Annotated in this window: 26 protein-coding genes and 1 pseudogene; 9 read left to right on the top strand and 18 right to left on the bottom strand. The window is 32.4% G+C overall.

Annotation, left to right across the window (positions count from 1 at the left end):
- Positions 1–53 precede the first annotated feature (53 nt).
- A complete protein-coding gene (locus tag ACWA1B_RS07970) occupies positions 54–2,774 on the top strand; it encodes a DNA gyrase/topoisomerase IV subunit A (protein ID WP_456905724.1) in 2,721 nt (906 codons plus the stop codon).
- A 62-nt stretch (positions 2,775–2,836) separates the two neighbouring features.
- Here the strand turns inward: ACWA1B_RS07970 and ACWA1B_RS07965 are convergent.
- A pseudogene (locus ACWA1B_RS07965) lies at positions 2,837–3,490 on the bottom strand (AAA family ATPase); the annotation flags it as partial.
- A 5-nt stretch (positions 3,491–3,495) separates the two neighbouring features.
- Between ACWA1B_RS07965 and ACWA1B_RS07960 the strand changes: the two are divergent.
- Entirely contained in the window at positions 3,496–5,262 is a 1,767-nt protein-coding gene (locus tag ACWA1B_RS07960; RefSeq protein WP_456905722.1) for a type VI secretion system baseplate subunit TssF, read from the top strand.
- Between the two features lie 36 nt (positions 5,263–5,298).
- Here the strand turns inward: ACWA1B_RS07960 and ACWA1B_RS07955 are convergent, their stop codons facing one another.
- From ACWA1B_RS07955 to murQ, 10 genes are all read right to left on the bottom strand, one after another.
- Complete coding sequence (locus tag ACWA1B_RS07955; RefSeq protein ID WP_456905720.1) at positions 5,299–5,925, bottom strand: 3'-5' exonuclease; 627 nt, start codon at positions 5,923–5,925, stop codon at positions 5,299–5,301.
- Positions 5,926–5,927: 2 nt separating this feature from the next.
- A complete protein-coding gene (locus tag ACWA1B_RS07950) occupies positions 5,928–7,850 on the bottom strand; it encodes a DUF294 nucleotidyltransferase-like domain-containing protein (RefSeq protein WP_456905717.1) in 1,923 nt (640 codons plus the stop codon).
- A 175-nt stretch (positions 7,851–8,025) separates the two neighbouring features.
- Positions 8,026–8,397 (bottom strand): DNA topoisomerase IV, encoded by a 372-nt coding sequence (locus ACWA1B_RS07945; RefSeq protein WP_456905715.1) that lies wholly within the window; start codon positions 8,395–8,397, stop codon positions 8,026–8,028.
- Positions 8,398–8,692: 295 nt separating this feature from the next.
- Entirely contained in the window at positions 8,693–9,268 is a 576-nt protein-coding gene (locus ACWA1B_RS07940) for a DUF1572 family protein (RefSeq protein ID WP_456905713.1), read from the bottom strand.
- A gap of 2 nt (positions 9,269–9,270) precedes the next feature.
- Positions 9,271–9,843, bottom strand: coding sequence for a pentapeptide repeat-containing protein (locus ACWA1B_RS07935; protein WP_456905711.1), 573 nt, complete (start codon positions 9,841–9,843; stop codon positions 9,271–9,273).
- A complete protein-coding gene (locus ACWA1B_RS07930; RefSeq protein ID WP_456906501.1) occupies positions 9,831–10,010 on the bottom strand; it encodes a type II toxin-antitoxin system RelE/ParE family toxin in 180 nt (59 codons plus the stop codon). Before ACWA1B_RS07930 ends, ACWA1B_RS07935 begins: the two co-directional genes overlap by 13 nt.
- On the bottom strand, positions 10,007–10,144 hold the full coding sequence (locus ACWA1B_RS07925) for a hypothetical protein (protein WP_456905709.1): 138 nt from the start codon (positions 10,142–10,144) through the stop codon (positions 10,007–10,009). The genes ACWA1B_RS07930 and ACWA1B_RS07925 overlap by 4 nt, the downstream gene beginning before the upstream one ends.
- On the bottom strand, positions 10,129–10,359 hold the full coding sequence (locus ACWA1B_RS07920) for a hypothetical protein (protein WP_035648636.1): 231 nt from the start codon (positions 10,357–10,359) through the stop codon (positions 10,129–10,131). Before ACWA1B_RS07920 ends, ACWA1B_RS07925 begins: the two co-directional genes overlap by 16 nt.
- A gap of 27 nt (positions 10,360–10,386) precedes the next feature.
- Entirely contained in the window at positions 10,387–10,608 is a 222-nt protein-coding gene (locus tag ACWA1B_RS07915) for a DUF6095 family protein (RefSeq protein WP_142449504.1), read from the bottom strand.
- A 58-nt stretch (positions 10,609–10,666) separates the two neighbouring features.
- The gene (gene murQ, locus ACWA1B_RS07910; protein ID WP_456905707.1) at positions 10,667–11,479 is read right to left on the bottom strand and encodes an N-acetylmuramic acid 6-phosphate etherase; all 813 of its coding nucleotides are present in this window, start codon (positions 11,477–11,479) and stop codon (positions 10,667–10,669) included.
- 169 nt (positions 11,480–11,648) lie between these two features.
- Between murQ and ACWA1B_RS07905 the strand changes: the two genes are divergently transcribed.
- The 3 genes from ACWA1B_RS07905 to ACWA1B_RS07895 all read left to right on the top strand — a co-directional run bounded on the left by ACWA1B_RS07905 (position 11,649) and on the right by ACWA1B_RS07895 (position 16,519).
- Entirely contained in the window at positions 11,649–12,785 is a 1,137-nt protein-coding gene (locus tag ACWA1B_RS07905) for a helix-turn-helix domain-containing protein (RefSeq protein WP_456905705.1), read from the top strand.
- Between the two features lie 54 nt (positions 12,786–12,839).
- Positions 12,840–13,985 (top strand): helix-turn-helix domain-containing protein, encoded by a 1,146-nt coding sequence (locus ACWA1B_RS07900; protein ID WP_456905703.1) that lies wholly within the window; start codon positions 12,840–12,842, stop codon positions 13,983–13,985.
- Positions 13,986–14,137: 152 nt separating this feature from the next.
- Positions 14,138–16,519 (top strand): TonB-dependent receptor domain-containing protein, encoded by a 2,382-nt coding sequence (locus ACWA1B_RS07895; RefSeq protein ID WP_456905701.1) that lies wholly within the window; start codon positions 14,138–14,140, stop codon positions 16,517–16,519.
- 76 nt (positions 16,520–16,595) lie between these two features.
- Here the strand turns inward: ACWA1B_RS07895 and ACWA1B_RS07890 are convergent, their stop codons facing one another.
- Together ACWA1B_RS07890 and ACWA1B_RS07885 are read right to left on the bottom strand one after the other, a co-directional pair.
- Positions 16,596–17,264, bottom strand: a complete 669-nt coding sequence (locus ACWA1B_RS07890; protein WP_456905699.1) for a ZIP family metal transporter — start codon at positions 17,262–17,264, stop codon at positions 16,596–16,598.
- Positions 17,265–17,354: 90 nt separating this feature from the next.
- A complete protein-coding gene (locus ACWA1B_RS07885) occupies positions 17,355–18,119 on the bottom strand; it encodes a class I SAM-dependent methyltransferase (protein WP_456905697.1) in 765 nt (254 codons plus the stop codon).
- A gap of 135 nt (positions 18,120–18,254) precedes the next feature.
- On the opposite strand from ACWA1B_RS07885, the gene ACWA1B_RS07880 reads away from it, so the two are divergent.
- The 3 genes from ACWA1B_RS07880 to ACWA1B_RS07870 all read left to right on the top strand — a co-directional run bounded on the left by ACWA1B_RS07880 (position 18,255) and on the right by ACWA1B_RS07870 (position 20,498).
- Positions 18,255–19,412, top strand: a complete 1,158-nt coding sequence (locus ACWA1B_RS07880; RefSeq protein ID WP_456905695.1) for a THUMP domain-containing class I SAM-dependent RNA methyltransferase — start codon at positions 18,255–18,257, stop codon at positions 19,410–19,412.
- 140 nt (positions 19,413–19,552) lie between these two features.
- Positions 19,553–19,789, top strand: coding sequence for a hypothetical protein (locus tag ACWA1B_RS07875; protein ID WP_035648618.1), 237 nt, complete (start codon positions 19,553–19,555; stop codon positions 19,787–19,789).
- 16 nt (positions 19,790–19,805) lie between these two features.
- Positions 19,806–20,498, top strand: a complete 693-nt coding sequence (locus tag ACWA1B_RS07870; RefSeq protein WP_456905693.1) for an aspartate/glutamate racemase family protein — start codon at positions 19,806–19,808, stop codon at positions 20,496–20,498.
- Between the two features lie 72 nt (positions 20,499–20,570).
- On the opposite strand, the gene ACWA1B_RS07865 is transcribed toward ACWA1B_RS07870, so the two are convergent.
- Genes ACWA1B_RS07865 through rlmD form a run of 3 tightly spaced genes read right to left on the bottom strand, consistent with a single transcriptional unit; the run spans position 20,571 to position 23,338 of the window.
- The gene (locus tag ACWA1B_RS07865) at positions 20,571–21,386 is read right to left on the bottom strand and encodes a DUF6048 family protein (RefSeq protein ID WP_456905691.1); all 816 of its coding nucleotides are present in this window, start codon (positions 21,384–21,386) and stop codon (positions 20,571–20,573) included.
- A complete protein-coding gene (locus ACWA1B_RS07860; RefSeq protein ID WP_456905689.1) occupies positions 21,358–21,915 on the bottom strand; it encodes a DUF6452 family protein in 558 nt (185 codons plus the stop codon). Before ACWA1B_RS07860 ends, ACWA1B_RS07865 begins: the two co-directional genes overlap by 29 nt.
- A gap of 10 nt (positions 21,916–21,925) precedes the next feature.
- Entirely contained in the window at positions 21,926–23,338 is a 1,413-nt protein-coding gene (gene rlmD, locus ACWA1B_RS07855) for a 23S rRNA (uracil(1939)-C(5))-methyltransferase RlmD (RefSeq protein WP_456905687.1), read from the bottom strand.
- A 159-nt stretch (positions 23,339–23,497) separates the two neighbouring features.
- On the opposite strand from rlmD, the gene ACWA1B_RS07850 reads away from it, so the two are divergent.
- On the top strand, positions 23,498–24,547 hold the full coding sequence (locus ACWA1B_RS07850) for a sensor histidine kinase (RefSeq protein ID WP_456905685.1): 1,050 nt from the start codon (positions 23,498–23,500) through the stop codon (positions 24,545–24,547).
- A gap of 11 nt (positions 24,548–24,558) precedes the next feature.
- Here ACWA1B_RS07850 and ACWA1B_RS07845 read toward each other — a convergent pair whose 3' ends face one another.
- Complete coding sequence (locus ACWA1B_RS07845; protein ID WP_456905683.1) at positions 24,559–24,969, bottom strand: hypothetical protein; 411 nt, start codon at positions 24,967–24,969, stop codon at positions 24,559–24,561.
- Between the two features lie 161 nt (positions 24,970–25,130).
- Positions 25,131–26,117 (bottom strand): aldo/keto reductase, encoded by a 987-nt coding sequence (locus tag ACWA1B_RS07840; protein WP_456905681.1) that lies wholly within the window; start codon positions 26,115–26,117, stop codon positions 25,131–25,133.
- Positions 26,118–26,187: the final 70 nt, after the last annotated feature.

Genomic DNA, 26,187 nt, shown 5'->3' with positions numbered 1-26,187 from the left:
ATAATAAAAAGAATTATAGAAGAATTTTTTAGTAGTTATACTGAACAAAATATATGAAAGACGAAGAAGACGATAACATAATTCCAAACGACGACGAGAATAATCAAGATGAAAACCTGATGGATGACAATCAGGGTGGAGATGACGACGAGATTATCGATGTAGATGCTAAACATTTCGAAGGACAGCATTTTTACGAAAATCAGGAAGAAGAAGGAGAAGACGTTATTACCAAAGTAACGGGAATGTACAAAGACTGGTTTTTGGATTATGCTTCATACGTAATTCTGGAACGCGCAGTTCCTGCTATCGAGGACGGATTTAAACCGGTTCAGCGTCGTATTATGCACTCTTTGAAAGAGCTGGATGATGGTCGTTATAACAAAGTTGCAAATGTTGTTGGTCACACAATGCAGTATCACCCACACGGAGATGCGAGTATTGGAGACGCCATGGTGCAAATTGGTCAAAAAGATTTATTGATTGATTGCCAAGGAAACTGGGGAAATATTTTAACAGGTGACGGAGCTGCAGCTTCGCGTTATATTGAGGCACGTTTATCTAAATTTGCTCTGGAGGTTTTATATTCTCCAAAAATTACAGATTGGGGTGTTTCATATGACGGTCGTCGTGCAGAACCAAACAATCTTCCAGTAAAATTCCCTTTGCTTTTAGCTCAAGGGGCAGAAGGTATTGCGGTTGGACTTTCAACTAAAGTACTTCCACATAACTTTAATGAGTTAATTGATGCGTCGATTAAAATTTTAAAAGGAAAACCTTTTACACTTTATCCTGATTTTATGACCGCTGGTATTGCTGACGTTTCGAATTATAACGACGGTATGCGTGGCGGACGTGTTCGTGTGCGTGCTAAAATTTCGCAATTAGACAAAAATACATTGGTGATTACGCAGATTCCGTTTTCTACCAATACATCAACTTTAATTGACAGTATTTTGAAAGCCAATGATAAAGGTAAAATCAAAATCAAGAAAATTGAAGACAACACTGCTGCCGATGTTGAGATCTTAATTCATCTTTTCCCGGGCGTTTCACCAGATAAAACTATCGATGCCTTGTTTGCTTTTACGGCCTGCGAAACCTCTGTTGCACCTTTAGGATGCGTTATTGAAGACAACAAACCATTGTTTATTGGAGTTTCTGAAATGTTGAAAATTTCAACGCATAGAACAGTCGATTTACTTCGTCAGGAATTAGAAATTCAGTTAGAAGAATTAAAAAACAAGTGGCATTTTTCTACTTTGGAAAAAATCTTCATTCGTGAAGAAATGTATATTGATTTCAAATTATACGGAGATAGAGAATCACTTTATAAATATTTATACGATCGTTTTGAGCCATTTAAGAAATCATTTGTTAGAGAAATCACAGACGATGATTTACAGCGTTTGACTCAAATTCCGATGATTCGTATTACACGTTTCGATTCTGATAAAGCCGATGAATTGATTTCGAGATTAGAAGAAGAAATGAAAGAAGTCGAGCATAATCTGGAGCATTTGACAGATTTTGCAATCGCTTACTTTACGAAATTAAAAGAGAAATACGGAAAAGGCCGTGAGCGTCAGACTGAACTTCGTGTTTTTGATAATGTTGAAGCTACAAAAGTAGTTTTACGTAATACAAAATTATACGTAAACCGTGAAGAAGGTTTCGTTGGAACGAGCTTAAAGAAAGACGAATACGTAGCTGATTGTTCGGATATTGATGATGTAATTGTGTTTTTACGAGACGGTACAATGATGATTACAAAAGTTGATGCCAAAACATTTATTGGAAAAGATATTATACACGTTGCAGTTTTCGACAAGAGCGATAAACGTACTATTTACAATATGATGTATCGTGATGGTAAATCAGGTCCATCCTATATAAAACGTTTCAACGTCAGCGGAGTAACACGTGATAAAGCTTACGATTTGACTAACGGTACAAATGGTTCTCAGGTGGTTTATTTTTCACATAATCCGAATGGGGAAGCTGAAGTCGTAACTATATTACTGCGTCAGATCGGAACAATAAAGAAGCTGAAATTTGACATTGATTTTGCTAAGCTGGCTATTAAAGGCCGTGCATCAAAAGGAAATTTGGTAACGAAATATCCAATTAAGAAAATCGAATTAAAAGAAAAAGGAATTTCGACTTTACTACCAAGAAAAGTTTGGTTTGATGACACCGTAAAACGTTTAAATGTTGATGGAAGAGGAGAATTACTAGGCGAATTTAAACCGAGTGATAAAATCTTAGTTATAAGCCAGACCGGTAAATTAAAAGTGATTATTCCGGAATTATCAACTCACTTTGATGAGGACATGATTGTTTTGGAAAAGTGGAAACCTAAAAAGCCAATTTCGGCGATTTATTATGATGGTGAAAAAGAGCGTTATTTCTTAAAACGTTTCCTTGTTGAAAATGAAGGTAAAGAAGAAAGCTTTATTACGGACCATCCAAATTCGCAATTAGAAATAGTATCTACAGATTATCGCCCTGTTGCGCAATTGGTTTTTGCTAAAGTAAAAGGAGTTCAGAAAGAAGACCTTCATATTGATGTAGAAGATTTTATAGCCGTAAAAGGTTTTAAAGCGTTAGGAAATCAATTAACTACTGATAAATTAAAACAAGTGAATTTATTAGACCCACTTCCTTACGAAGAACCAGTCGAAGAAATTCCTGAAAAACCTGAAATTTCAGAAGATGATCCAGTTGAAACAGAACTGGATGATGATGGACAAATTGGTTTGGTTTTAGAATAAAATAGAAAACGCTAAGATTGAGTTCTTAGCGTTTTTTTATAAGTGATTTAGAAAATTAATTTTCAGTGATTGAAAGGGACTTCTTCGTTGATCCATTTTACTTCATTATTTTCAATAGTAACAGAAATAGTGTCTCCGTCCTTAACTTCTCCAGAAATTATTTTTTTTGCTAGAGGTCTTCGTAAATGTGTTCTAATAATACTTTTAATTGGTCTTGCGCCATATTTGGCATTGTAGCCATTTTCGGCAAGATAAAGTTTCACTTCCATTGGAATTTCAACTTGAATATTAATGTTTTTTAATAAATCAATGAACTCTTTTTTAAGATGGATCTCGAAGATCTTCAATGCATTTTCTTTACTGATAGGAGCAAAAGGCACTATTTCAGTCAAACGTCCCAAAAATTCAGGCCTGAAATAATTTCCCATAATCTCCATTAAAGAATTTGAAGTCGGAATTTCGCCTTTGTTGAAAGTATTAACAATATGATCTGCACCAATATTCGAGGTAAAAAGTATGATTGCGTTTGAGAAATCGCCTTCTTTTCCTAAGCGGTCGTGTAATTTGCCTTCATCCATAATCTGCAGGAAAACATCAAAAACCGATGGATGTGCTTTTTCAATTTCATCAAATAAAACAATAGAATACGGTTTCTGACGAATTTTATTTACTAACAAGCCACCAGATTCGTATCCAACGTACCCTGGCGGAGCCCCGAGAGATGGAAACTTCCTTCGATCCTGTTGTGTCTATGATGCTGAACGCATTGTCGTATGAACTCGAAAAAGTGGCTCACGAATTAGAAGACTCCAAAACTAGAGTTGTAGAGAGAGTTTTAGAAATTATGTTTCCGGAGGTAACTTCAGGAGCTAAACCAGCAAGAGCAATTTTGCATGCTTTGCCAATAGAAAATAATATAAAAGTCTCCTTGCAAAACCAAATGGTCACAAACAGGAGAATTCATAATATTTACAATCCATTGGCGCCTATTAAAAAGGAGATTGCACTTGCACCAACTCTGGAAGTAAAGTTATCTGCTTGTGAGGTGAAATATATTGCATACGAGAGAAAATTATATCAAATATCAAATCTTTTTTATAAAGATGAGGTTAGAGATTATAATCACACTTTGCCATCGGGAGACATTGTTTTAGGAATAGAGCTTAGCAATACAGATGTTTCGGAATTGGAAGATTTAATGCTTTACATTGATATCAAAAATACACATCAGAAGGAAATGTTTCATTACTACTTAAAACAAATGAAATGTTTTCATGATGAGAAAGAAATAAAAGTAGAGGAAGGTTATAATGTACCTCTTAATAATCTTGATGTTGAAAGTATTATCAATCGTAATTATACTAATCTGAGCGAACTCATGCAGGAGGTAAATGAATATTACTTTGATAATTTTTATACTTTAAAAGGAATTTTAAAATGTAAAAACATAAATGAATATGCTACGGAATATAAACATTTTGACAATGCAGCAAATAAAGACAGTAATTCGATTATTTGGCTAAAAATGATATTTCCAGAATCATTGGTTCCACAAATTATTGATAACGTTTCTTTTACTGCAAATTGTTTTCCTGCAATTAATAAAAAGAAACATGTTTTTATCAAGACGCTTGATACTTTTCTGTCGTATGTTGCTTTAGATACTAAAAATGATATTTTTTTGGATATTGATTCAGTCGTCGATGGATTACATAAACATTATGAGATAAAAGAATTTAAAGATGGGATTCTTGAAGAAGGAAATGCAGTATTGAGGACTGGAGGAGTTTCCAGATTTGATTCTCGAAGCGCTTCGGAATTATTGCAGAACTTATTAGATCTCTTAAAAGATGAAAGTTCATCATTTGCGGGTTTAGGAAAGGACTTTATGAACAGTTCACTGGTGCAAATCAACCAACTTTTAGCATCTGTAGAACAACAAGCGAATGAAAGTAGTTTTTCTAAAAATAATGACCCTTACTTGATGATTAAGCCTACAGCAGAAGATTCGGCCGGAAAATCATTTACGATTACTTATTGGTCAACTTGTGCTGAAGAAGGAAATGATATAAAAACTGGAACTGTTTTAGAATCAAAAGATGATTTATTTTTCATTGGTAAAACGGTTACTTTAATGACAAATACGGTTGGCGGTTTAAACAAACAGAATAATAAAGATAGAATTCTGGCTTACAGAAATGCATTATTAACCAGAGGCCGAATTGTAACTTTTGCAGATATTAAAGCATTTGGATTTAATCATTTTAAAAATTCGATAGAAGATATTAAGATTGAAAAAGGTACGCGAAAAGAAATCTCTATGAAAGCCGGCTTCAGCCGAACGGTTGATATTTATATTAGGACAAATAAGGAAGAAAAACAGCATTTATCTAATTCAGAATGGGAATATTTGTGTGATAGCTTCTTGAGAAATTTGAAAAATAGATCGTCAAACGTATTTCCGTATCGATTATTTATAGACAATTAGAATTAAGGAAAACCTGATTTTTTAAAGTCAGGTTTTCTATTTAAAGAGATAATTGAGATTGATCTCTTTTTTCTCTTTCAGTTTTTTTACAATTTTCAGGAAAGCAATCGCCGTGATATAAGCATCGCCCAAAGCTGTATGACGATCTTTTTTCGAAATATCAAATTTATCAGCAAGATCGTCTAAAGTATAATGATCTTTTCTTTCGAATAAATGAGACTTGATTAATGTTTTTTTGTATAAAATTGCTGTATCTAATCTCTTGTTGGTTAGTTCAGGGAAACCGTTTCTGTCAAGGGCCTTATTGATCATTGTAATGTCAAAAATAGTATGATGTGCAATAATAATTGAATCACCCAAAAAAGCAAGAAACTTTTGTAATGCTTCCAATTCAGTTGGGCGCTGAATCACAAATGCTTTTAAAATACCATGAATTTGAGCCGTCGATTTATCATAATGGTCTTGTTCGATATAAACTTCAAAACTATTTTGTACAGATATAATTCCATTTTGTAAAACTAGAGCTCCAATGCATAAAATTCGGTCATTTTCATAATCAAAACCAGTCGTTTCAGTATCTAAAACTACAAATCTTGTTTCTTCAATCGTAAGATTTTCGTCAAATAGATTTTCTTCTTTTTTCCAAAAATTAAATAAAGTCATAATTATACCAGATTTGAAATATTAAAACGAACCGAAATAAGCTCTTGAAGTTCTTTAATCGTTTTGAAAGTACGTTTCAGCTTAATTTTTTCCATTTTTGATAGCGATTCCAAAGCAATAAATTGCCCAGAATCATGATGTAGAAGTCCTTGTTTTGTTCTGAATTTTAATAACGCTTTAAATGAATAAGAACATGATAAATACAATTCTTGGTTATTAGGTTCAAGTTCAGCCAGTTTTTCAAAACGTTCAGCAGTGTTACTGATTCCTTTTATTGAATGTGACAAAATCAAAACACGTGCAGCATCTGTCAAAGGCATTAAAGCTCGTCTTTTAATATCAAAATTATCTTTATTGGCACCATCTTGTTCAACCAAAAATTGTCTGAAGAATCCAGTAGGAGAAGGGCTTTGCAAAGCTCCACTCACCAAATGCATATAAAAAATCGGATTGGCTTTTACATTTTCAAAAATAGAATCTGATAACTGATTTACAATTTCGGAATCGCCATAAGTTTTACTATAATCAAAGAAAATGAATGAAAGCAAAACTTCATTTTTGCCCGGATTTGTAATCCAGTGGTGGACTTGGATTTTCCACTCGTCTAGACTCATACACCATTTTGGGTTCGATGCCATCATTTCAGCTGGGCAATAATCATAACCGATATCAAAAAGACCTTTGTTAACGAGAGAAGCAAATTTCAAAAAATAAATTTTAGTTTCATCTTTAAAAACTTCGGAAACATTTTCATAAACAATTGCATTATCCTGATCGGTATGAAGCATTTGTTCGCCTCTTCCTTGACTTCCCAACGCAAGCCAAGCAAATTTTACCGGCGGCGGACTGCTCATTTTTTCCAGACAAATCTCGATAACACGTGTTGTGCAGGCTTCATTCAATTCAGTTATGATTTTAGAAATCAAAGTCATCGGAATATTTTGGTCCAGATATCCCTGAAGCAGTTGCATGATTCGGTTTCTAATTGGTTTTATTTCCTTCGTTTTTTTAGCTCTTTTTAATGCTTTTATTAAAACGGCTGGATTATTTCCTAGCGCTACCATTACATCATGTTTGGATAAAATCCCGACAGCTTTTGTGTTAACCGTACCATCTTTTGTTAGACATAAATGACTAATATTACTTTTCATCATGGCCATTTGCGCCTCTGTAACCGTCATTTTTTTAGGATACGTAATAACGGGTTTTGTCATTATGGTTTCGGCGGTTGTCATAATAGAGTATTCGCCGGTCACAATTTTGTTTCTAAGGTCTTTATCAGTTAAAATACCAATCGGAAGCATTTCATCAACAATTAAAATAGCACCGACTTTCTTTTTATTCATAATCTTAGCAACTTCCTTAACCGTTGTTGACGGACTGCAGGTCACAATTTTTTTTGAATATTTTATAGGAGTTAAATCAAATGAATCATTATTAGAATGTCTGTTTTCATTCAATAAATCATCATCGCCATACAATTTATCTTTATGAATATCGGAATACGGATTTCTCGTATTCGAAGCATAACTTTCGATGAGGAAATTTCCAACATTTCTATTTTCAAGTGCATAAGGCTTAAAAACCGCAATCGGAATGGCATATAAAATACTTTCTTCATGCGCCACAGCTTCCATGATATAATTTTCTTGTGCCAAAAGCGGACGTAATCCAAAAATATCACCCTCGTCACACATGTCCAAAACAGTATTTTTAGTCCTTTTTTTAAGTGCAACTGCGCCTTTATGAACAACATAGAAAGAATCGTGAGTTTTATCGTTTTCTGCAAAAATCACAGCATCTTTTTCTTTATAAACTATAGAAATCTGTTCAGATAGTTTTTCCAAATCCATTTTGTGTAAAAAATTAAAAGGAGGAAAATCCTTTAAAAAGTCGGCAACTCTTTGTGAAATGGTATTTTTCATTGGGTTAGATTAAAGTCCTAAAATACTATTTAAAATAGAAATGTAAAAGAAACATTTTTGTTTTTTGAGGTACAAAGAAACAAAGGAACAAAGATTCAAAGGTTTTTTCTTGGGATGATAATGAAGTGACAAAAAAAAGCTCCTAAAAGGAGCTTTGTATATTTGAAAAACAGTTTTAATCAACTTTAAAAACTTTACCTCGTTGTTTCTCTTCAGAACCAACCAGACCAAATTCAAAAGTATAAGAATCTTTAGACGTCGTTAAGATTTTCATGCTGATTGCCTTTTCTTCAGCCATATTTTTTGGATGTTTTTTCTGTAGAATATATTCACAGTCACTAACCCAGCGTACGGTTGCAGTATCTGTTTTTCCTTCAAAAGTCTCAATTTCAATACTGTCTTTGCGTTCGAAAAAAGTTATTTTCTTTACGCCGTTTACTTCAGTTTCAAATTTGAATTTTCCATTTTTAAAATCTTTGCAGTTGTGTTCGGCATTATAACAAGATGTTAATGCAATTAACGGAAGAAGGAATAGTATTTTTTTCATTTTAAATAGGTTGTTTTTTTTAGGATCCCGATAGCTATCGGGACTGCTTTTCATTACAATCTTTTTGTTTTTAAAGTAAAAACAAAAAGGATTTCCATTTCAATCAAGGTAGGGTTTTGGTTTTCAAAAGTTCTTCTTTAATTAAAGAACAAGAAGAAAATTACAAGAGTTATAAAAGTTAGAAAAAGCAAATTCCTTTTTTTGTTTTCAGAACTCTGCTCTTCGGTTAAATTTGTTTTGCAGAATTTAATTAAGATCCACCAACATGTGCCACCAAAATTTGCATAATATTCGATCATTTCAATCTTTTTAATTCATCATCGGTAAAGTTCTTAATTTCTTTTTCTTTGGCAAACTTTTCGGCATTGTAATTTCCGGATTTGTTTTTAGGAATCGATAAACTTTTCCAAGAAGTGCTTTTCAATTGTTTAGCATAAAATACAATTTGTCCAATATGATAAGGATAATGTGCCAATTGACGATTTATGGCTTCAATAACCGTGTGACCTTCATTTCTGATATAAATTATATCCGAAAGTTGTTGAGGTTTTAAACTTTCCAAAGCATTTTCTAAGCAATGCCAACCTTTTTCCCAGATTTCTAAAACTTCTTCTTTTGACTGTAAATCGTTTTCAAATTCTGCATCACGGTTTCGCCATTCTTTTTCACCATCAGAAGTTAAAAAATCGGTCCAACGCGAAAGCATATTTCCGGAAATATGTTTTATAATTGTAGCAATGCTGTTTGTATCTTCGTTTAGCGCAATGAAAAGCTGTTGAGGTTCTAATTGATCGATCGCTTTTTCGCCCAGCATTTTATAGTATAAAAACTGTTTTTTTGCACTTTCTAAATAAGAGGAATCAGCAGTCATAATTATACAATTTTAATATCATATTTATCTAAAAGCCCTTCGATTCCCTGAGTTGAAAATTGTGCTTTTTTCATCGGGTTGAATTCGGGATCGATTTTGTAATTGTAAGCCGATTTAAAATTTACTCCGGCTAATTGCGTTTCGTTAAAAATGGCGCCATCAAGATCACAATTATCAAAAAGCGAACTTGTTAAATTAGTTCCAATGAAAGTTACTTCGCGAACTGACGAATTGATAAACTTGGTTTTTGGCATTTTTTTGTTCGAAAACAAAGCATAATCCAAAACACATTCTTCAAAATGAACCTGAAACAAAAAATCGTCACATTCATTAAAAGCAATTCCAAGAAGTTTACAGTTTCTAAAAGTGACATTTTTCAAACTTGTTCCCGCTAAACCTGTCATTGATAAGTTGCAGTCAATAAATTCGCAGTCAAGAAAAGTGTTAGAATTAAAATTACTATTTGAAAAATCGCAGTTTTTAAAAACACAATCTTCAAATTCTCGATTGTTGATTTTTTTGTTGATGTAAACAACCTTCTCAAATGTTTTTTGAATATGGATTATATCTTCCATGAATGTTTTTTTGGTTTTCGTGCACTATGTCGCACTCGAAGTATATGAATAAAATCTTCTGTTATTTGATACGAAATTGCATAATTATAAACCGAATAAACTCTAAAACTGCCATCATTGTGAGTTTTTTGTTTGTCAGTTTTATAAACTTCGGGTTGTGTTTTCAGTAATCTGTGCTTTCAAAAATAGTATTAACTACTTTATCAGCAATTGTAATTGATTTACTTTCAAAGAAAATATAAAAATGAATGTCTTCTAATTGACTCAAAGCGTCGCTTGACCAAATTATTTTCTTCCCCATTTTTTTGCAATTTCTTTGGCTTCATCTTCAGTATAAAAATTACCTTTTTTAATATTTTCTAAGGCATTTTCAATATCTAAATTGTAAGCAGCATCTGAATCAATTGCAGTATTATTAATCGACTGTAAAAGATGTTTTAGTTTTTCTACAAAAGAAGGATCTTTTACTTTATCAATTTCTTGATGAATCCAGTTTATTTCAGCTTGTATATCCATAATGGAGAATTTTAGTAAAGATACAAATTAGTCATTAAATAAACCTTTCATGATGGTTTTCAATCCATAAAAAATCAAAAACATCGAACTTAAGCAAGCCACTATTCCAATTCCTAAAACAAGATAATGCCAATTTGTATGCTGATTCTGAAAAGCATTATAAATCAACGATGGGCCAATAAACATTAAAGGCAATGCGCCTGTTAAATATTTAATTCCTTTTCCTAGTAATTGTTTGTTTGTTGCCATCTTTTTTTGTTTCAAGTTTAAGGTTTTAAGTTGTTAAATTAGCTGAAACAAAACCTTTTTATTTATTGTAATTGTCAACAGCATTTCTCACACTGCCATATTTTTTTAATAATTCTGAAGCTTCGTCATACGAAACAGGAACTTCTTCCATAATCATTTTTACGCCGCGATCAACCAGTTTTATATTGCTCAATTGCATGTCGACCATTTTATTTCCCCTAACTTTCCCAAGTTGAATCATTGCTGCTGTCGAGATCATGTTTAAAACTAGTTTTTGAGCAGTTCCGGCTTTCATTCTCGAGCTTCCAGTAATAAATTCTGGGCCCACTACTACCTCAATAGGGAATTGAGCGGTCAATGCCAGCGGACTTCCTGCATTACAAGTTATACATCCGGTAACAATATTATTTTGATTACACATTTCTAAACCACTGATAACGTATGGAGTTGTTCCAGATGCGGCAATACCAATTACAACATCATTAGAATCAATTTTATATTTCTGAAGATCAATCCAGGCATTTGTTGTACTATCTTCAGCGTTTTCTACGGCACGTCTTATGGCCGTATCACCGCCAGCAATAATTCCGTTTACTAAATCAAAAGGAACGCCAAATGTAGGCGGACATTCTGAAGCATCAACAACGCCAAGTCGGCCAGAAGTTCCTGCTCCAATATAAAACAATCTGCCGCCCAATTTTAGTTTAGCAACTATTTGTGGAATTAAAGCTTCTATCTGGGGAAGCGCTTTTTCAACTGCATAGGGCACAGTTTTGTCTTCTTGATTAATATTGGATAACAATTCATGAACAGACATTTTTTCTAAATGTTCATATTTTGATGCTTGTTCAGTAGTTTTTGTAAATGTCATTTTATCGTTATTTAGACTCGTCAAAATTAATGTTTTTTCTCTCAATCGCGAAATTTGCAACACAAACTCATAAAGAATTAAAGTTTTGTTTGTGATGTTGTGAAACCTTTCTTACTTCTTTATTAAAAGAACTAAAATATTATATTTGTTTAAATTTTTAGTTAAATAAATGGACAAATTGGATTTATTACAGGGAATTGCTCGAATATCAGTTTTCGTTTCGCTATTGCTTGCTTTTTTTTTGTTAACTGTTAAAACCGAAAATAAGCTGGCAAATCGCATTTTTGCTTTCTTTTTTATTTTCTCAGCAATTGATCTCAGTGGTTTCTTTATGTATTTGTATACAGAAGATCACAGGAACCTGGAAATTTTTAGAGCGACAGTTTGTTTGTTAGGAATGCCCTTGTTTTATCTATATGTACAGGCTGTGTGTTATTCTGATTTTAGGTTAAAGTGGAAACATTTGGTGCATGCACTTCCTTTTATAATTGTCAATCTTATATTTATTCCGAGAATTTACATGCGTATTAGCGACGGGAGTTTTATCGGCGTTCTCAATGAAATGTCGGAGATTTATTTTATTCAGATTGTAATCGAATTTCAGTACGCATTTTACATTATAAGCGTGTTTTTAATTTTGAAAAAATACAAGGAAATTTATTTGGAAAATTACACGAATACAGGTGTTTCGACTTATAAATGGCTTTTTCAGATGACTTGTGTTTTTCTTGCAACGCATTCTGTTGTGGCATTAAAAAATATAATACGCTACAGTGGTTTTAAGGAAATATTTCTTTGGGCTAATGTACTTGTCGGAAGTATTGCTTTGCTTATAACTTGCTGGTTTATTATGAAAGCGCTTAATCATCCGGAACTTTTTAGGGGAATTAATTCTAAATTGAAGCTGACAAAAGATATTCTTCCGGAAGTCGAAGAAAAATTAGAATTAGTAAATGTGCAAAATGATTTGATTAAGAATCAGATTATGACATTAAAAAAATATATGGCCGAAAAGGAACCTTTTTTAGACCCGTCACTTACCATACAGGAATTAGGAAATCAAATCAATATGCCAGTTCGTGATTTGTCAATTTTGATTAACCATCATATGAAGCAGCATTTTTTTGATTTTGTGAATGAATACCGCATTCAGAAAGCTATGGGTATTTTAAAAGATCCGTTAAAAAATCAGTTTACGGTGTTGGAAATATTATATGAAGTGGGTTTTAATTCAAAATCTTCGTTTAATACTTCTTTCAAAAAATATACAAATTTAACGCCTACAGCTTATCGAAATGCTTTATAATAAATGAATTCGTTAAATATCTAAAATATTATATTTCTTAAATAATCAAAAAAAATGGATATAGCCAGTCTTTTAAGTGTTTTGAGCGGAATGTCAGTTTTTGTTTCCTTTTTGCTGGCTTTTTTTCTATTCACAGTAAAAACCGAGAATAAATTAGCAAATCGTCTGTTTGCTTGCTATTTGATATTTTTTGCAATTGATAATATCGGAATTTTTATTAATGAAGATTTTATCAGACGTCACTTTAATTTTGAATTTTTCAGATGGAGTATCTGCGCTCTGATCATTCCAACTTTTTATCTGTATATATTATCTGTTTGTTTTGCCGATTTTCGATTGAAGCCTAAACATTTACTTCATATTATTCCATTTTTAATTACAAATGCATTTTATCTCCTCAGATTATACTTTTTAAATGATGCAGAAAAAATACAATTCTATGAGCATCGCAGTCAAATGCCTGAATTATACGGTTTCCAGCTCATGTTGGGTGTTCAAATTGTAGTTTATAGTATAGCTGTGTTTTTGATTTTAAAAAAATATAAAGCACTTTATCAAGAAAATTATGCCAATCCTAAAACTTCTATTTTTAAGTGGTTATTTCAAATAGCAACTGTGCTTTTTGTTTTGTATTATTTGTCAATAGCCAAGAATGCTTTACGATTTATTGATCTTGAAGTATTATGGATTTGGGCAAATGTCTTGATGCAATTTTTGGTTTTATCCATAACCTGCTGGTTTGTTTTAAAAGCACTAAACCATCCGGAACTTTTTAGAGGAATCGATTCAAAATTGCAATTAGCTCGAGATATCGTAAATGAGGAGGAAAGTATTGTTGAAGTAAAAAACAATCAAAACGAAGAAGTTATAGCTAAAATTGCTATTTTGAGACAATACATGACAGAGAAAGAACCTTTCCTGGATCCGTCGCTTACCATTCAGGAGCTTTCTAAGCAAATCGATATTCCGGTACGGGATTTATCTATTTTGATTAATCATCATATCGATCAGCATTTTTTTGATTTTGTGAATGAATATCGTATTCAAAAAGCTATGAGTATTTTAAAAAATCCATTAAAAAGTGATTTGACCGTTTTAGAAATTTTATACGAAGTGGGGTTTAATTCAAAATCCTCTTTTAATACTTATTTTAAAAAGTACACTAATTTAACGCCTACAGCTTTCCGAAATGCTTCATAATTAAAGCTTTGTAAAAAGTCGTACTTTGTAGTGAATAAAGTCGAACCAATTTCTTTAAGAGAAAATGGTTCGACTTTTTTTGTCGGTCGCACAGGAAGATTTTCTAAGGCAACTTTGCTTCAAATTAATCAAACAAGTTAAAATTAGAAATCATGAAAAAAGTAAATTTCCTTATCTTTTTAATATTGCCTTTATTTTCTTTAGCACAATCATTTCAATTAAAAGGAAAAATTATAAGTGAAAAATCTCCATTAGAATGGGCCGACATTTCAATCTCAAATGTAGAAGGAAAAATAATTGATGGGACAACAAGTAAACAAGACGGTAGTTTTGAAATCAGTCTTAAAAAAGGAACTTATAAAATAAACATCAACCTTTTAGGATTTACAGATTATGAAAAAGAAATCTCCTTAGAAAAAGATATAGATTTAGGACTAGTTACACTCAAAGAAAATGAAACAAAATTAGTTGAAGTTGTGGTTCAGTCTAAAAAGAAAACAATCGAGCAAAAAATCGATCGTTTGGTTTATAATCCGGAAAACAATGCAACAACAGTTGGAGGCGATGCTTTGAGTGCCATAAATACAGCTCCTGGCGTTGTAGTGCAGAATAATGCGATCAATATATTAGGAAAAGGAACTTCTCGTGTTATGATTGACGGAAGGATGATTGAACTAACAGGTGAAGAACTGAATAATTTCTTGAAATCTATTTCGGCAAGTGACATTAAAAACATCGAAATTATAAGTAATCCTTCATCAAAATATGAAGCCGAAGGAACTGGTGGGCTAATAAATATTGTGATGAAAAAAGGTGCCCGTGATTCCTGGAAAAACACAACTACAGCTTCTTACGATCAAAGTAAATATGGAATTTTTGCTTTAAGGAATAATTTCTTTTACAATAAAAATAAGTTTAGGTTTTCGGCTAGTATTAATGGAAAAACGGGTTATAGAAATATTGAAGAAAATCTGGATATGTATTTTGTTGAAGGACCTTCGAAAATGACGGCAGTAACAAAATTAAATGAAGCAAATTTATCAGGTAAAGTAGCTTTAGATTATGATTTTTCAGAGAAAACAACTATTGGTTTTCAAATTTTAAAAGATAAAAGTAATCCTGATTTTAGTTCTGATATTAGAATTGATAACTATAATACTCAAAATGAATTAAGTAATTATATAATTAATGAGAGTTTTTTAGATAAAAACACGGGTAATCAGACCTATAATTTGCATTTGATTACCAAACTTGATCCTCTAAATCGTAAATTATCTTTTGATGTGGATTACTTTAATTACAATTCAAAATTCGACAGAGAATTTGTAGCGAACAATTATTCATCTGATGGAACTTTTGTTGATGTCAATCAATCTGGACGAAATATTTCGAATCAGGATATTGATAATTTGAGTTTCAAGGCTGATATGGAACATCCGCTTCAAGCGTTAAATTTATCATACGGAGCAAAAGTGAGTTTTACAACCAGTAAAAGCGATGCTATTTTTTACAATACTATTACTGGGACTCCAGTATTAGATACAAATCAGTCCAACCAATTTGAATATGAAGAAAATAATCAGGCAATTTATATCAGCGGAGATAAAAAAATCAATGAAAAATGGAACTTTCAATTAGGATTGCGATTAGAAAATACGCAGACAAACGGTTTTTCTAAAACTTTAAATCAGGAAACCATAAATAATTATTTTAAATTGTTTCCAACTTTTTTTGCTTCTTATCAGAAAAATGAAAACAATAGTTTTAGCTTAAATTACGGAAAGAGAATCCGAAGACCTAGTTTTTCATTGTTAAATCCGTTTCGAGTTTACATCAGCAGTAATAGTTATTCAGAAGGAAATCCGTTTTTGAAACCTTCTTTTAGTGACAATTTTGAATTTGCACATTCGTATAAAAAAATATTGAGAACCAGTGTTTTCGCAAATTATATTACAGATGGTTATGGCGTAATATTTACTGCAAATCCTGAAACATTAACGCAAATTGTAACGAGAGAAAATTATTTTAAAGGTCTTAATTACGGAATTGGAGAAACGTATTCTGCGACTTTTGCAGATTGGTGGGAGAGTGAAAATTCATTGTATTTTTCAGGTTCAGATATTAAATTCATAAAAGATATAAATGCAACACCGGTAAATGGTCTTCAAGTTGATTTTTCGACAAACAATACATTTTCATTGGGCAAATCAACCAAACTGCAAATAGATTTTAATTATACTGCACCTTATAAAAGCGGTTTGTATGAAACGGGTTATACATCCAGTTTGAATATCGGTTTTAAGCAAGATTTGTTAAACAAAGCAATGCAGGTTTCCTTTCTAATAAATGACATTTTCAATACATCTTATTTAAAAAATGATGTTTCGGTTGTAAATGGCGTAAAACAAGTTTATAGTCAAAACGAAAGCAACAGATTTGCTCGTTTAACGGTTGTTTATAATTTTGGAAACAAAAAAATCAATGTGAAGGAACGCGCTTTTGGAAATCAGGAGGAAAAAAAGAGAGCAAATTAGGTAATTAGATTAGATGTCAATGAGTCAATTAGAAAATTATCTTATTATCTAATTGACTCATTTTCTAATTAATTCATTATAAAAAGAATGCCAATAGAATTCCGAGAACGATCATTGAAACTTTGGCAACATTAAATTTATGTCCTTCACTGCTTTCAAAGATAATTGTGGATGAAATATGGAATAGAATTCCGATAACGATAGCCGTTATTTCGGTGTAATATTCATTTAAAAAAGGCAGGTATTCTGATGCGATTGTTCCAAGTGGCGTCATGATGGCAAATGTCAGCATGAAGGCAAAAATGGCTTTTTTGTTTAAATCGGCATTGATGAAAAAAGTGGTTAGAATTACTGCAATTGGCAAATGATGAATTGCAATTCCGATTGCTAAATCATGATGATGACTCACAGGAAACCCTTCTAAAAAGGCGTGAATGCACAAACTGATAAATAATAGCCATGGAATTTGTGACATTTTTGCGTGGCCGTGTACGTGGCCATGTTCAGCACCTTTGGAGAAAAATTCTAATACAATCTGGAATAAAATCCCGACCATAATGAAAATTCCGATATTATGATTATGCGATTCGTAAACTTCTGGAAGAAGATGCATTACCGTTAGCGAAAGTAAAAATGAACCGCTAAAAGCCAGCAGTAACTTTAAATTGGTTTTGTTGTTTGGTTTAATAAACAAAGCCACGCTATATCCTAGAAGTACAGAAAATAAAGGTAGTAAATAGTTCATTTTGTATTGTTTAATCGTTGATTTGTTTAATCGGTTAATTGTTTTTTTGTTTAGCGATTAAACGGTTAAACAATTAAACGATTCACCAATTTATTTAAAAATCATGATTAATCGTTCGCTTTCAGTTTTATGGAATTTTTTGAGTTTATAATCACCAAAAATATCTAAAAGATAAATTCCTGCTTCATCCATTAAATCTTGAAAATCTTTTAAAGTTAAGGCTTTTACTTTTTCAGTAAAATGAAATTTTCTGCCTTGATCTTCAAAATTAATTTCCTTAAAAATATGTCCATCTTCTACATATCTTTTGATGTGAAAATCGATTCCTTCAACTGTTTTTACTTCTTGCGGAACCAAAGTTTCAATAACCTGAGCCACATTCATAAAATCAATTACGGCAAAACCGTATTCAGATAAACTTTCTTTGATTGCTTTTAAAGTCGTTAAATTGTCGTCATCGCTTTCGAAATAACCAAAACTGGTAAACAAATTAAAGATCGCATCGAACTTTTCTTCAAAAGGTTCGCGCATGTCGTGTACTTTAAAATGGAGGGTTTCGTTGCTGTTTTTGCTGGCTTCGGCAATGCTGTTTTCAGATAAATCGGCGCCTAAAACATCAAAACCAAGTTGGTTTAGATAAATCGAATGACGCCCTTTTCCGCACGCTAAATCTAATACTTTTGCTTTTTCAGGAAGATTTAGATAATGAGTAAGATTATCCATAAAAATCTGAGCTTCTCTGTAATTTCTGTCTTTATAAAGAATGTGATAATACGGAGTGTCAAACCATGAAGAGAACCAGTTTTCGGTGTTACGCTCCTGATTTGGTGTTGATGAGTTTGGTGCTTCAGACATTTATTCTATTTCAATTAATTCAAAGTACCGCAAATTTAGTGTATTTTTGCCGAAAAATAACTATTTCGCGATGATACCTAAATAAACGTTTGGATATTGCTGCGATTGGGGTTGTTTTTTAATACAAAAATAAAGATGGAAGAAAATTTTAGAATGATAGCCAAATGTTTTTTTGGCTTTGAAGAAATATTGGAGAAGGAATTGCGTGCTCTAGGCGCTCAGGATGTCGAAAAAGGAGTGAGAATGGTAAGCTTTAAAGGCGATAAAGGTTTTATGTATAAAGCCAATTTGTCTCTTAGAACGGCGCTTAAAGTTTTAAAACCTATTTATTCGTTTAGAGCCAATAATGAGCAGGCATTATATAAAGGAATTTCGGGCGTAAACTGGTCTAAATTGCTAAATGCGAATCAAACTTTTGTGATTGATGCGACAGTGCATTCGACTTATTTTAATCATTCTGAGTTTGTTTCTCAAAAATGTAAAGATGCTATTGTTGACCAATTTAGAGAAAGAACGGGGCAACGTCCAAGCATCGATAAGCAATATCCAGATTTAAGAATCAATGTTCATATTGATAAAGATCAGGTTTCAGTTGCTTTAGATACTTCTGGGAATTCACTTCATCAGCGCGGATACAGAACGGCTACAAATATTGCGCCTATAAATGAGGTTTTGGCAGCTGGAATTTTATTATTATCAGGTTGGGATGGACAAAGCCATTTTCTGGACCCAATGTGCGGATCTGGAACTTTCCTGGCCGAAGCAGCAATGATTGCCTGCAATATTCCAGCAAATATCAACAGAAAAGAATTTGCTTTCGAAAAATGGAAAGATTGGGATAATGATTTGTTTGATACTATTATCGAAAGTCTGATGAAAAAAACAAGAGAATTTCATTATACGATCAAAGGTTTTGACAAGGCGCCAAGTGCAGTAAGCAAAGCCAAAGATAATATCAGAAATGCTAATCTTGAAGATTATGTAACGGTTTCTGAAGATAATTTTTTTGATACTCAAAAAGAAGTAGAAGGAAAACTTCATATTGTATTCAATCCGCCGTATGATGAACGTTTAGATATTCATATGGAGAAATTCTATGCTAATATTGGCGACACTTTAAAGAAAAATTATCCTGGAACAAATGCTTGGTTTATAACCGCAAATCTTGAAGCTTTGAAATTTGTAGGATTAAAACCTTCCAGAAAAATCAAACTTTTCAACGGAAGTTTAGAAGCACGTTTGGTTAAATACGAAATGTATGAAGGAAGCAAGAGAACGAAATTTCAACAATAAGGTTCTAAGATGCTAAGTTTCTAAGGTACTAAGAAGTTTAGCTATTAAATTAATAATAAAATAATTTAGGTTCAAAGTTTAAGTTCTAAAAGGAAAACCTTAGAATCTTAGCATCTTAGAACCTCAGCAATTTAAAAAAAATGACAAAACTACAAGTAAGGGCTTTTTTATATCAATTAGGAACATTTGCAATTCTGTTTATTGCAGGTAGATTTATTATTGCGCAATACACTGGTTTAACAGGATTTTGGATTCCAATGACTTCATTTGTTATTGCAACGCTAATTGGACCTAAATTTCAGGCTGTAAAAACAAAAGATGGCGAAAAGCTTTTTATGAAATGGATTTTTATAAAAGGAATTAGAGAAATCGGATAATTTTTAAATTGGCAATATGAGGAAAATAGGTCTTATTGGAGGAATCAGTTGGGTTTCAACAGCAGATTATTATAAACTTATTAATGAAGGAATAAATGAAAAATTAGGAGGATTGAATTTCTCTGAATGTTTGATTTATTCGTTTAATTATGCTGATATTAAAAAAAATAATGAAAACAACGATTGGGATTCTACTTTTAATATGCTCTTTAAAGGATGTGAGTCTTTAAAATCGGGCGGGGCAGAAGCGATTGTTTTATGTGCCAATACCATGCATTTTATTGCTGACCGATTAGAAAAGGCAATTGACCTTCCAGTTATTCATATTGCAAGTGAAACTGCAACTGAAATTCAAAAACAAAAAATTAAAAAAGTTGGCTTATTAGGAACCAAGTTTACAATGGAATTGGATTTCTTTAAAGATAAATTGACTCAAAAAGGAATAGAAGCTATAATTCCAGAAAAACAAGAGGATAAAGATTTTATTCACCATACTATTTTTGAAGAATTAGGCCGCGGACTTGTAACTACTGAAACAAAAAAACGTTATTTAGAAATTGCAGAAGAGTTGATAAAAAAAGGCGCTGAAGGAATCATTTTGGGTTGTACAGAAATTCCATTAGTGATAAAACCTGAGGATCTTTCGGTACCGGTTTTTGATACTGCTTTAATTCATTCAAAAGCTGCTGTCGATTTTCAGCTTTCATAATTTTCAAAATAAAATAAAAAGCGACGAATTCTCAATTTGAATTCGTCGCTTTTTTATATTTAATGAATTATTTTATTTTTTAGGTGCAGTTTTAGCAGGTACAGGAATTACAGTTTTTTTCTTGTAAATTGGTATGAAATAAGAAACAGTATAGTTAAAACCAATTCCGAAACTTCCATCGTAAGTTCGGTTAAAACCAGGAATGTATAAATTGTCAAAACCAGCAGGTTTTGAATTGGCAACTAGCATTTTCAGCTGAACGCCAAAACCTACAAATACATTATTGAATACTTTTGCTTTTAAACCCATTGCCACTTCAATCCATCCGGCCGTAAGTCCGCTGTATTTTTGATTATTAACAATTGCAGGCTGTTCACCCCAATAAGGATTTGGGTTATAAATTTTATAACTGTTTAATTCCTGGCTAAAAGTACTAAAACCTCCTCTTAATCCTATAGTAATTAAGTTTTCCATATCTAGCCAGTTTTGGTACAAATTGTAATCAAAACCACCTTTAATATAGGTTCCTGTTGCTGATGAATTTAGTCGGTCGTCATCAGTAGTTTTGTCCTCAAAACCAAGTTCGGCCGCCAGGTAGTATTTTTTTGTCAAACGCCAATCACCAACGAATTCAATTCCTTTGTAATCCTTGTCGTAAAAACCGCGAGTCAATTTATACAAATCAACTCCAACACGAAGTCCATAACGATCAGTTTTGATGCTATCAGATTTTATTTCCTGTAATGCAGGCTTTGCTATAGCAGCAGTTTTAGGTTTTTCGGGAATGATTTCTTTGGTTACTGTAGTTGTTGGTGTTTCCTGAGCTTGCCCCAGGAACATTGAAAACAATAAGCAAAAACTAGAAATATACTTCAATGTGTGTTTCATTTTCTGTTTCAATGTTATATTCTTTTACATAAATTTGTTTCATCCAAAAACCTTTAGAATCACTGTCGACCTTAATAAATGGTGATGAAATAGGAGGTCCATCTGAAAGCGGATCAAGTGCGAAAATAGTTTTAAAGCCACACGCTCTTGAAACATAAAGATCCTGATGTGTATAGTTAAATCTTACTTCATCTGAATTTATAGCTGCAGCATTTTCATTACCAGAATCTAGCGTAAAAGTAAATGTCGAAAAATTTTCATTTGTTCTTAATGGAATAGAAATAGAGCTGCCATTTGTCAGATATTTTGCTTCACCAGTTGCAGTTTCATTAAAAATAATCGCTTCAGTCATATCCTTTCCGGTTATTTTTAAATTAGTAACATTTTTAGGTGTTGACGGACTATCAGCATTAAAAAAATTAATGACTAATCGAGGTGTTGTTGGAGTAGCTGGATCACAAATGTCATCTTTTTCACAACTTGATAAGCCAAAAGTAAAAAGCAATAAAATTGAAATTATTTTTCTCATTTATATTTTATTATCGAAGTTCTAAAAGTACAACATTTTCAACATGATGCGTTTGCGGAAACATATCAACCGGACGTACTCGGGTAACTTTATATTTTTCGTCCATTAAAGCTAAGTCACGTGCTTGTGTTGCTGAATTGCAACTTACATAAACTACTTTTTTTGGAGCGATTTTCAAAATTTGGTCAATTACTAATGCATGCATTCCGTCTCTTGGTGGATCTGTAATAATAACGTCTGGTTTTCCGTGATGTGCGATGAAACTTTCATTAAATACCACTTTCATGTCTCCAACAAAAAACTCGCAATTCGTAATATTATTGCGTTCCGCATTAGCTTTAGCATCTAAAATAGCTTCAGGAACACTTTCTACACCAATTACTTTTTTTGCTTTTTTAGAAACAAACTGAGCAATTGTTCCCGTTCCGGTATATAAATCGTAAACGGTTTCGTTTCCGGTTAATCCTGCAAAATCACGTGTAATTTTGTATAATTCGTAAGCCTGGTCTGAGTTTGTCTGGTAAAATGATTTAGCATTAATGCTGAATTTCAAGCCTTCCATTTCTTCCAAGATATAATCTCTTCCTTTGTAAAGTTTAATATCCTGATCATAAATCGTATCGTTTTGCTTGGCATTCACAACATACTGCAATGAAGTAATTTGAGGAAACTTCTCGTATAAATTATCTAAAACCAACTCGCGATTTACTTTGTCATCTTCAAAAAACTGAATCAAAACCATGATTTCACCCGTTGAAGCAGTACGAATCATCAAAGTTCTCAATAATCCAGAATGTTCTCTCGGATTAAAGAAAGCCAGATTATGTTCATTGGCAAAAGCCCTAATTTCATTTCTGATGGCATTTGAAGGATCTTCCTGTAAATGACATTTTTGGATGTCCAGAATTTTATCCCACATTTTTGGAATATGGAATCCTAAAGCATTTCTATTTCCTAAGTCTTCTGTGCTTCCAATTTCTTTTTCAGTTAACCAACGGCTGTTCGAAAACGAAAATTCCATTTTATTTCTATAGAAAAATTGTTTTTCTGAACCTAAAATATCTTCAAATTCAGGAAGTTCAACTTTTCCTATTCGTTGCAAATGATTTTTTACTTCATTTTGTTTGTAGTACAGCTGTTGGCTGTATTTCATATTTTGCCATTTACATCCGCCGCAAACACCAAAATGATCACAGATTGGTTCGATACGGTGTTTTGATAATTCATGAAACTTTACGGCTTTTCCTTCGTAATATGCTTTTCTTTTTTTGAATGTTTGTACATCCACTACGTCTCCAGGAACAACATTTGGAATAAAGATAACTTTTCCATCTGGTGCTTTTGCTACTGATACACCTTTTGCTCCTGCGTCTAAAACTTCAATTTGATGAAAGACAACCTTGTCTGTATTTTTTCTTCCCATAGCGCAAAAATAAGGGTTTGTAAACTTTTATAAATTTAATTTTCAAAATATTTTATCAAATTGTGTAATTTAACACATAAATCAAGTTTAAAAGTTACCTTTGTTTTTTGGTAAATACCCCAGTTACCAGATTTTTAACCTATAGATTGTTATTTTTTTATGAAATTATATCATAATCTGTCACAAATAAGCTTTCTTAAAAAAAGCTATTCTTTTAAATTCTTATTTGTTGCATTTATTGGAATCCACATCCCTTTAATTGGCATTTTATTTTTTGTACTTTTTTCATCTCACGATATTTCTTCTGTTTCTATTTTGATTTTTGCATTAATAATGACATTATTGGCAACTCTGGTTACATTGTTGGTTCTGAAGCAATTGATAAAACCGATTTCTCTCGCTTCAAAATCTTTGGATGATTATAGAAATAATCGAAAACTTTCTGTTTTGCCTACCGAATATACTGACGAAGCCGGTTTGTTGATGTGTAATATTCAGGAATCAATTTATGAATCTGAGAGTTTTATTAACGAAAAACAAGATTTGATTTATATGCTTTCGCATGATTTAAAAAATTTTGCAGGAAATCCGCAAGGGTTAGCAAAATTGATTTTAAGCGAAAATCCATCAGAATCGGTTAAACATTTAGCCGAATTAATTTGTGAATCGACTAATTTGCAATTTCGCTATATTGAAAATTTTATAAAACTTCTGAAGGAACAAGATCAGGTTGTAAAAATAAATCCGGAAGCAAAAACTATAAATTTCCCGAGTATTGTGCCCTTTATCAATGAACAGGTTGAACAGCGTTTGTTGGACAAAAATATTACGTTAGATTTAAATTTAGAGACTTCTGAAGCCGACCTTAGAATTGACGAAGGTTTACTGGTTCAGGTTTTGGTAAATTTAATAAGTAATGCAATAAAATTCTCTTATTTTGATAGCGAGGTTAAAGTTCGTATTTATAAAGATGATTCTAAATTAGCGATCGTCGTAGCGGATAAAGGTGTTGGTTTTGATAAAAATCAAATCGAAGAATTATTCAAAAAATTCACTAAAATGAGCCGATTAGGAACTGCCAATGAGCTGTCAACCGGAATAGGTCTTTATTTATGTAAAAAAATAATTGAACGTCATAAAGGTACCTTGAGCGCTGCCAGCGAAGGGAAAAATAAAGGAGCTGAGTTCAAAATTGAATTTGAGCTTTAGCTTTATTGCGCTTAAAAAGCGGTGTTTTTTAAGAATACTGGTTTCCCATCAACGCAACCAATTCCATCTGGTGGAAGGGGAACATCACAGGTTGAAGAAATATTCCATTTTACATTAAATGCTGCTTTTGCGTCAGTATATGTTTTTACTTTAGCCAGAAATTCGACTGTATTTATTTTTTTAGAATAAATAATGAATTTTTCTGGCCCGCCACAAGCTTTTGCACCAATTGCAGTAAAATCCCAATCTTTAGAATCAGTACAGGTTTGTGAATTCACTTGAGAAAGTGTCACAATTTCCTGATACATTGTTTCTAATTTTTGAATGTCTTCTTCCTGTTTATTATTGCTATTATTTTCATCATTATTGCAAGACATAAAAATCACACAAAGAGCAGCTAGTATAAAACTTAATTTTTTCATGGTTAATGATTGAGGGTTAGTTATATACATAGATGTGTGAATTCAAAAAAGGTTGCGTGGAGAAAGAAAGATGCTAAGTTGCTAAGGTTCTAAGGTACTAAGATTAGAAAAACTTAGTATCCTAGAATCTTAGCACCTCAGTACCTCAGTACCTTAAAAACTTACCATAAATGGTGAACTGATGGTTTTATGTATTTTTCATAAATCGCATTTATTGCGATGATTTTTTCTGGGCTTATTTTAGGAAGATCATAAACTGATAAATTCGATAATACATGATCTGCCTTTGAAGCACCAGGGATAATACAGCTGATTTCTTCAAAATTCAAAATCCATTGCAAAGCAATAGGCGCAAGATTTGGGTTTTCTGGAAATAACGCTTTTAGTTCTTCAACAGCTTTTAATCCTAATTCATAATGAATTCCTGAAAATGTTTCACCTTTATCAAAAGCATCTCCGTTGCGATTAAAATTGCGATGATCCTGAGGTTCAAAAGTAGTTTTTGAATCAAATTTGCCTGTTAAAAGACCGCTTGCTAATGGAACACGTGCAATGATTCCGATATCTTTTTTCTTTGCTTCAGAGAAAAATAATTGAGATGGACGTTGACGAAACAAATTGAAAATAATCTGAACCGTAGTTACATTTGAATATTCGATTGCTTTTAAAGCTTCCTCAACTTTTTCAACACTTACACCAAGATTTAAAATTTTCCCTTGATCTTTTAATCGATCAAACAATTCAAAAATTTCCGGACGATAATAAACTTCGGTAGGAGGACAGTGCAGTTGAATCAAATCGAGAGTTTCTAATCCCGTTCTTTTTAAACTGTCTTCAACAAATTTTTGAAGCACTTTTGGCTGATAACCGTCATTTATATGCGGATTAATTTGGCGTCCGCATTTTGTAGCCACATAAATGCGCTCAGATCGGGAACGCACAACACGCCCAACGGCAGTTTCACTTAATCCATTTTCATAAACATCAGCAGTGTCAATAAAATTAACGCCATTGTCAATTGCAGTATTTATAAGCGCATCGGCTGTTTTGTCATCAAATTCGGATCCCCATTTCCCTCCAACTTGCCAAGTTCCAAGTGAGATTTCTGAGATATTAAAGTTCGTTTTTCCTAGTTTTCTGTAGTTCATTTTTTTAAGGTGCTAAGTTGCTAAGGTTCTGAGCTGCTAAGGTTTTTTATTTTAAGTTGCTGAGATGCTT

Source organism: Flavobacterium xizangense, from assembly GCF_054075145.1.
The sequence above is the reverse complement of the archived record's forward strand: the minus strand, read 5'-3'. Positions and strand labels throughout refer to the sequence as shown.

Excerpts from the sequence above, each read along its gene's own strand:
- ACWA1B_RS07970 (WP_456905724.1), top strand. The coding sequence starts at position 54 with ATGAAAGACGAAGAAGACGATAACATAATTCCAAACGACGACGAGAAT.
- ACWA1B_RS07960 (WP_456905722.1), top strand. The coding sequence starts at position 3,496 with ATGGAAACTTCCTTCGATCCTGTTGTGTCTATGATGCTGAACGCATTG.
- ACWA1B_RS07955 (WP_456905720.1), bottom strand. The coding sequence starts at position 5,925 with ATGACTTTATTTAATTTTTGGAAAAAAGAAGAAAATCTATTTGACGAA.
- ACWA1B_RS07950 (WP_456905717.1), bottom strand. The coding sequence starts at position 7,850 with ATGAAAAATACCATTTCACAAAGAGTTGCCGACTTTTTAAAGGATTTT.
- ACWA1B_RS07945 (WP_456905715.1), bottom strand. The coding sequence starts at position 8,397 with ATGAAAAAAATACTATTCCTTCTTCCGTTAATTGCATTAACATCTTGT.
- ACWA1B_RS07940 (WP_456905713.1), bottom strand. The coding sequence starts at position 9,268 with ATGACTGCTGATTCCTCTTATTTAGAAAGTGCAAAAAAACAGTTTTTA.
- ACWA1B_RS07935 (WP_456905711.1), bottom strand. The coding sequence starts at position 9,843 with ATGGAAGATATAATCCATATTCAAAAAACATTTGAGAAGGTTGTTTAC.
- ACWA1B_RS07925 (WP_456905709.1), bottom strand. The coding sequence starts at position 10,144 with ATGGGGAAGAAAATAATTTGGTCAAGCGACGCTTTGAGTCAATTAGAA.
- ACWA1B_RS07920 (WP_035648636.1), bottom strand. The coding sequence starts at position 10,359 with ATGGATATACAAGCTGAAATAAACTGGATTCATCAAGAAATTGATAAA.
- ACWA1B_RS07915 (WP_142449504.1), bottom strand. The coding sequence starts at position 10,608 with ATGGCAACAAACAAACAATTACTAGGAAAAGGAATTAAATATTTAACA.
- murQ (WP_456905707.1), bottom strand. The coding sequence starts at position 11,479 with ATGACATTTACAAAAACTACTGAACAAGCATCAAAATATGAACATTTA.
- ACWA1B_RS07905 (WP_456905705.1), top strand. The coding sequence starts at position 11,649 with ATGGACAAATTGGATTTATTACAGGGAATTGCTCGAATATCAGTTTTC.
- ACWA1B_RS07900 (WP_456905703.1), top strand. The coding sequence starts at position 12,840 with ATGGATATAGCCAGTCTTTTAAGTGTTTTGAGCGGAATGTCAGTTTTT.
- ACWA1B_RS07895 (WP_456905701.1), top strand. The coding sequence starts at position 14,138 with ATGAAAAAAGTAAATTTCCTTATCTTTTTAATATTGCCTTTATTTTCT.
- ACWA1B_RS07890 (WP_456905699.1), bottom strand. The coding sequence starts at position 17,264 with ATGAACTATTTACTACCTTTATTTTCTGTACTTCTAGGATATAGCGTG.
- ACWA1B_RS07885 (WP_456905697.1), bottom strand. The coding sequence starts at position 18,119 with ATGTCTGAAGCACCAAACTCATCAACACCAAATCAGGAGCGTAACACC.
- ACWA1B_RS07880 (WP_456905695.1), top strand. The coding sequence starts at position 18,255 with ATGGAAGAAAATTTTAGAATGATAGCCAAATGTTTTTTTGGCTTTGAA.
- ACWA1B_RS07875 (WP_035648618.1), top strand. The coding sequence starts at position 19,553 with ATGACAAAACTACAAGTAAGGGCTTTTTTATATCAATTAGGAACATTT.
- ACWA1B_RS07870 (WP_456905693.1), top strand. The coding sequence starts at position 19,806 with ATGAGGAAAATAGGTCTTATTGGAGGAATCAGTTGGGTTTCAACAGCA.
- ACWA1B_RS07865 (WP_456905691.1), bottom strand. The coding sequence starts at position 21,386 with ATGAAACACACATTGAAGTATATTTCTAGTTTTTGCTTATTGTTTTCA.
- ACWA1B_RS07860 (WP_456905689.1), bottom strand. The coding sequence starts at position 21,915 with ATGAGAAAAATAATTTCAATTTTATTGCTTTTTACTTTTGGCTTATCA.
- rlmD (WP_456905687.1), bottom strand. The coding sequence starts at position 23,338 with ATGGGAAGAAAAAATACAGACAAGGTTGTCTTTCATCAAATTGAAGTT.
- ACWA1B_RS07850 (WP_456905685.1), top strand. The coding sequence starts at position 23,498 with ATGAAATTATATCATAATCTGTCACAAATAAGCTTTCTTAAAAAAAGC.
- ACWA1B_RS07845 (WP_456905683.1), bottom strand. The coding sequence starts at position 24,969 with ATGAAAAAATTAAGTTTTATACTAGCTGCTCTTTGTGTGATTTTTATG.
- ACWA1B_RS07840 (WP_456905681.1), bottom strand. The coding sequence starts at position 26,117 with ATGAACTACAGAAAACTAGGAAAAACGAACTTTAATATCTCAGAAATC.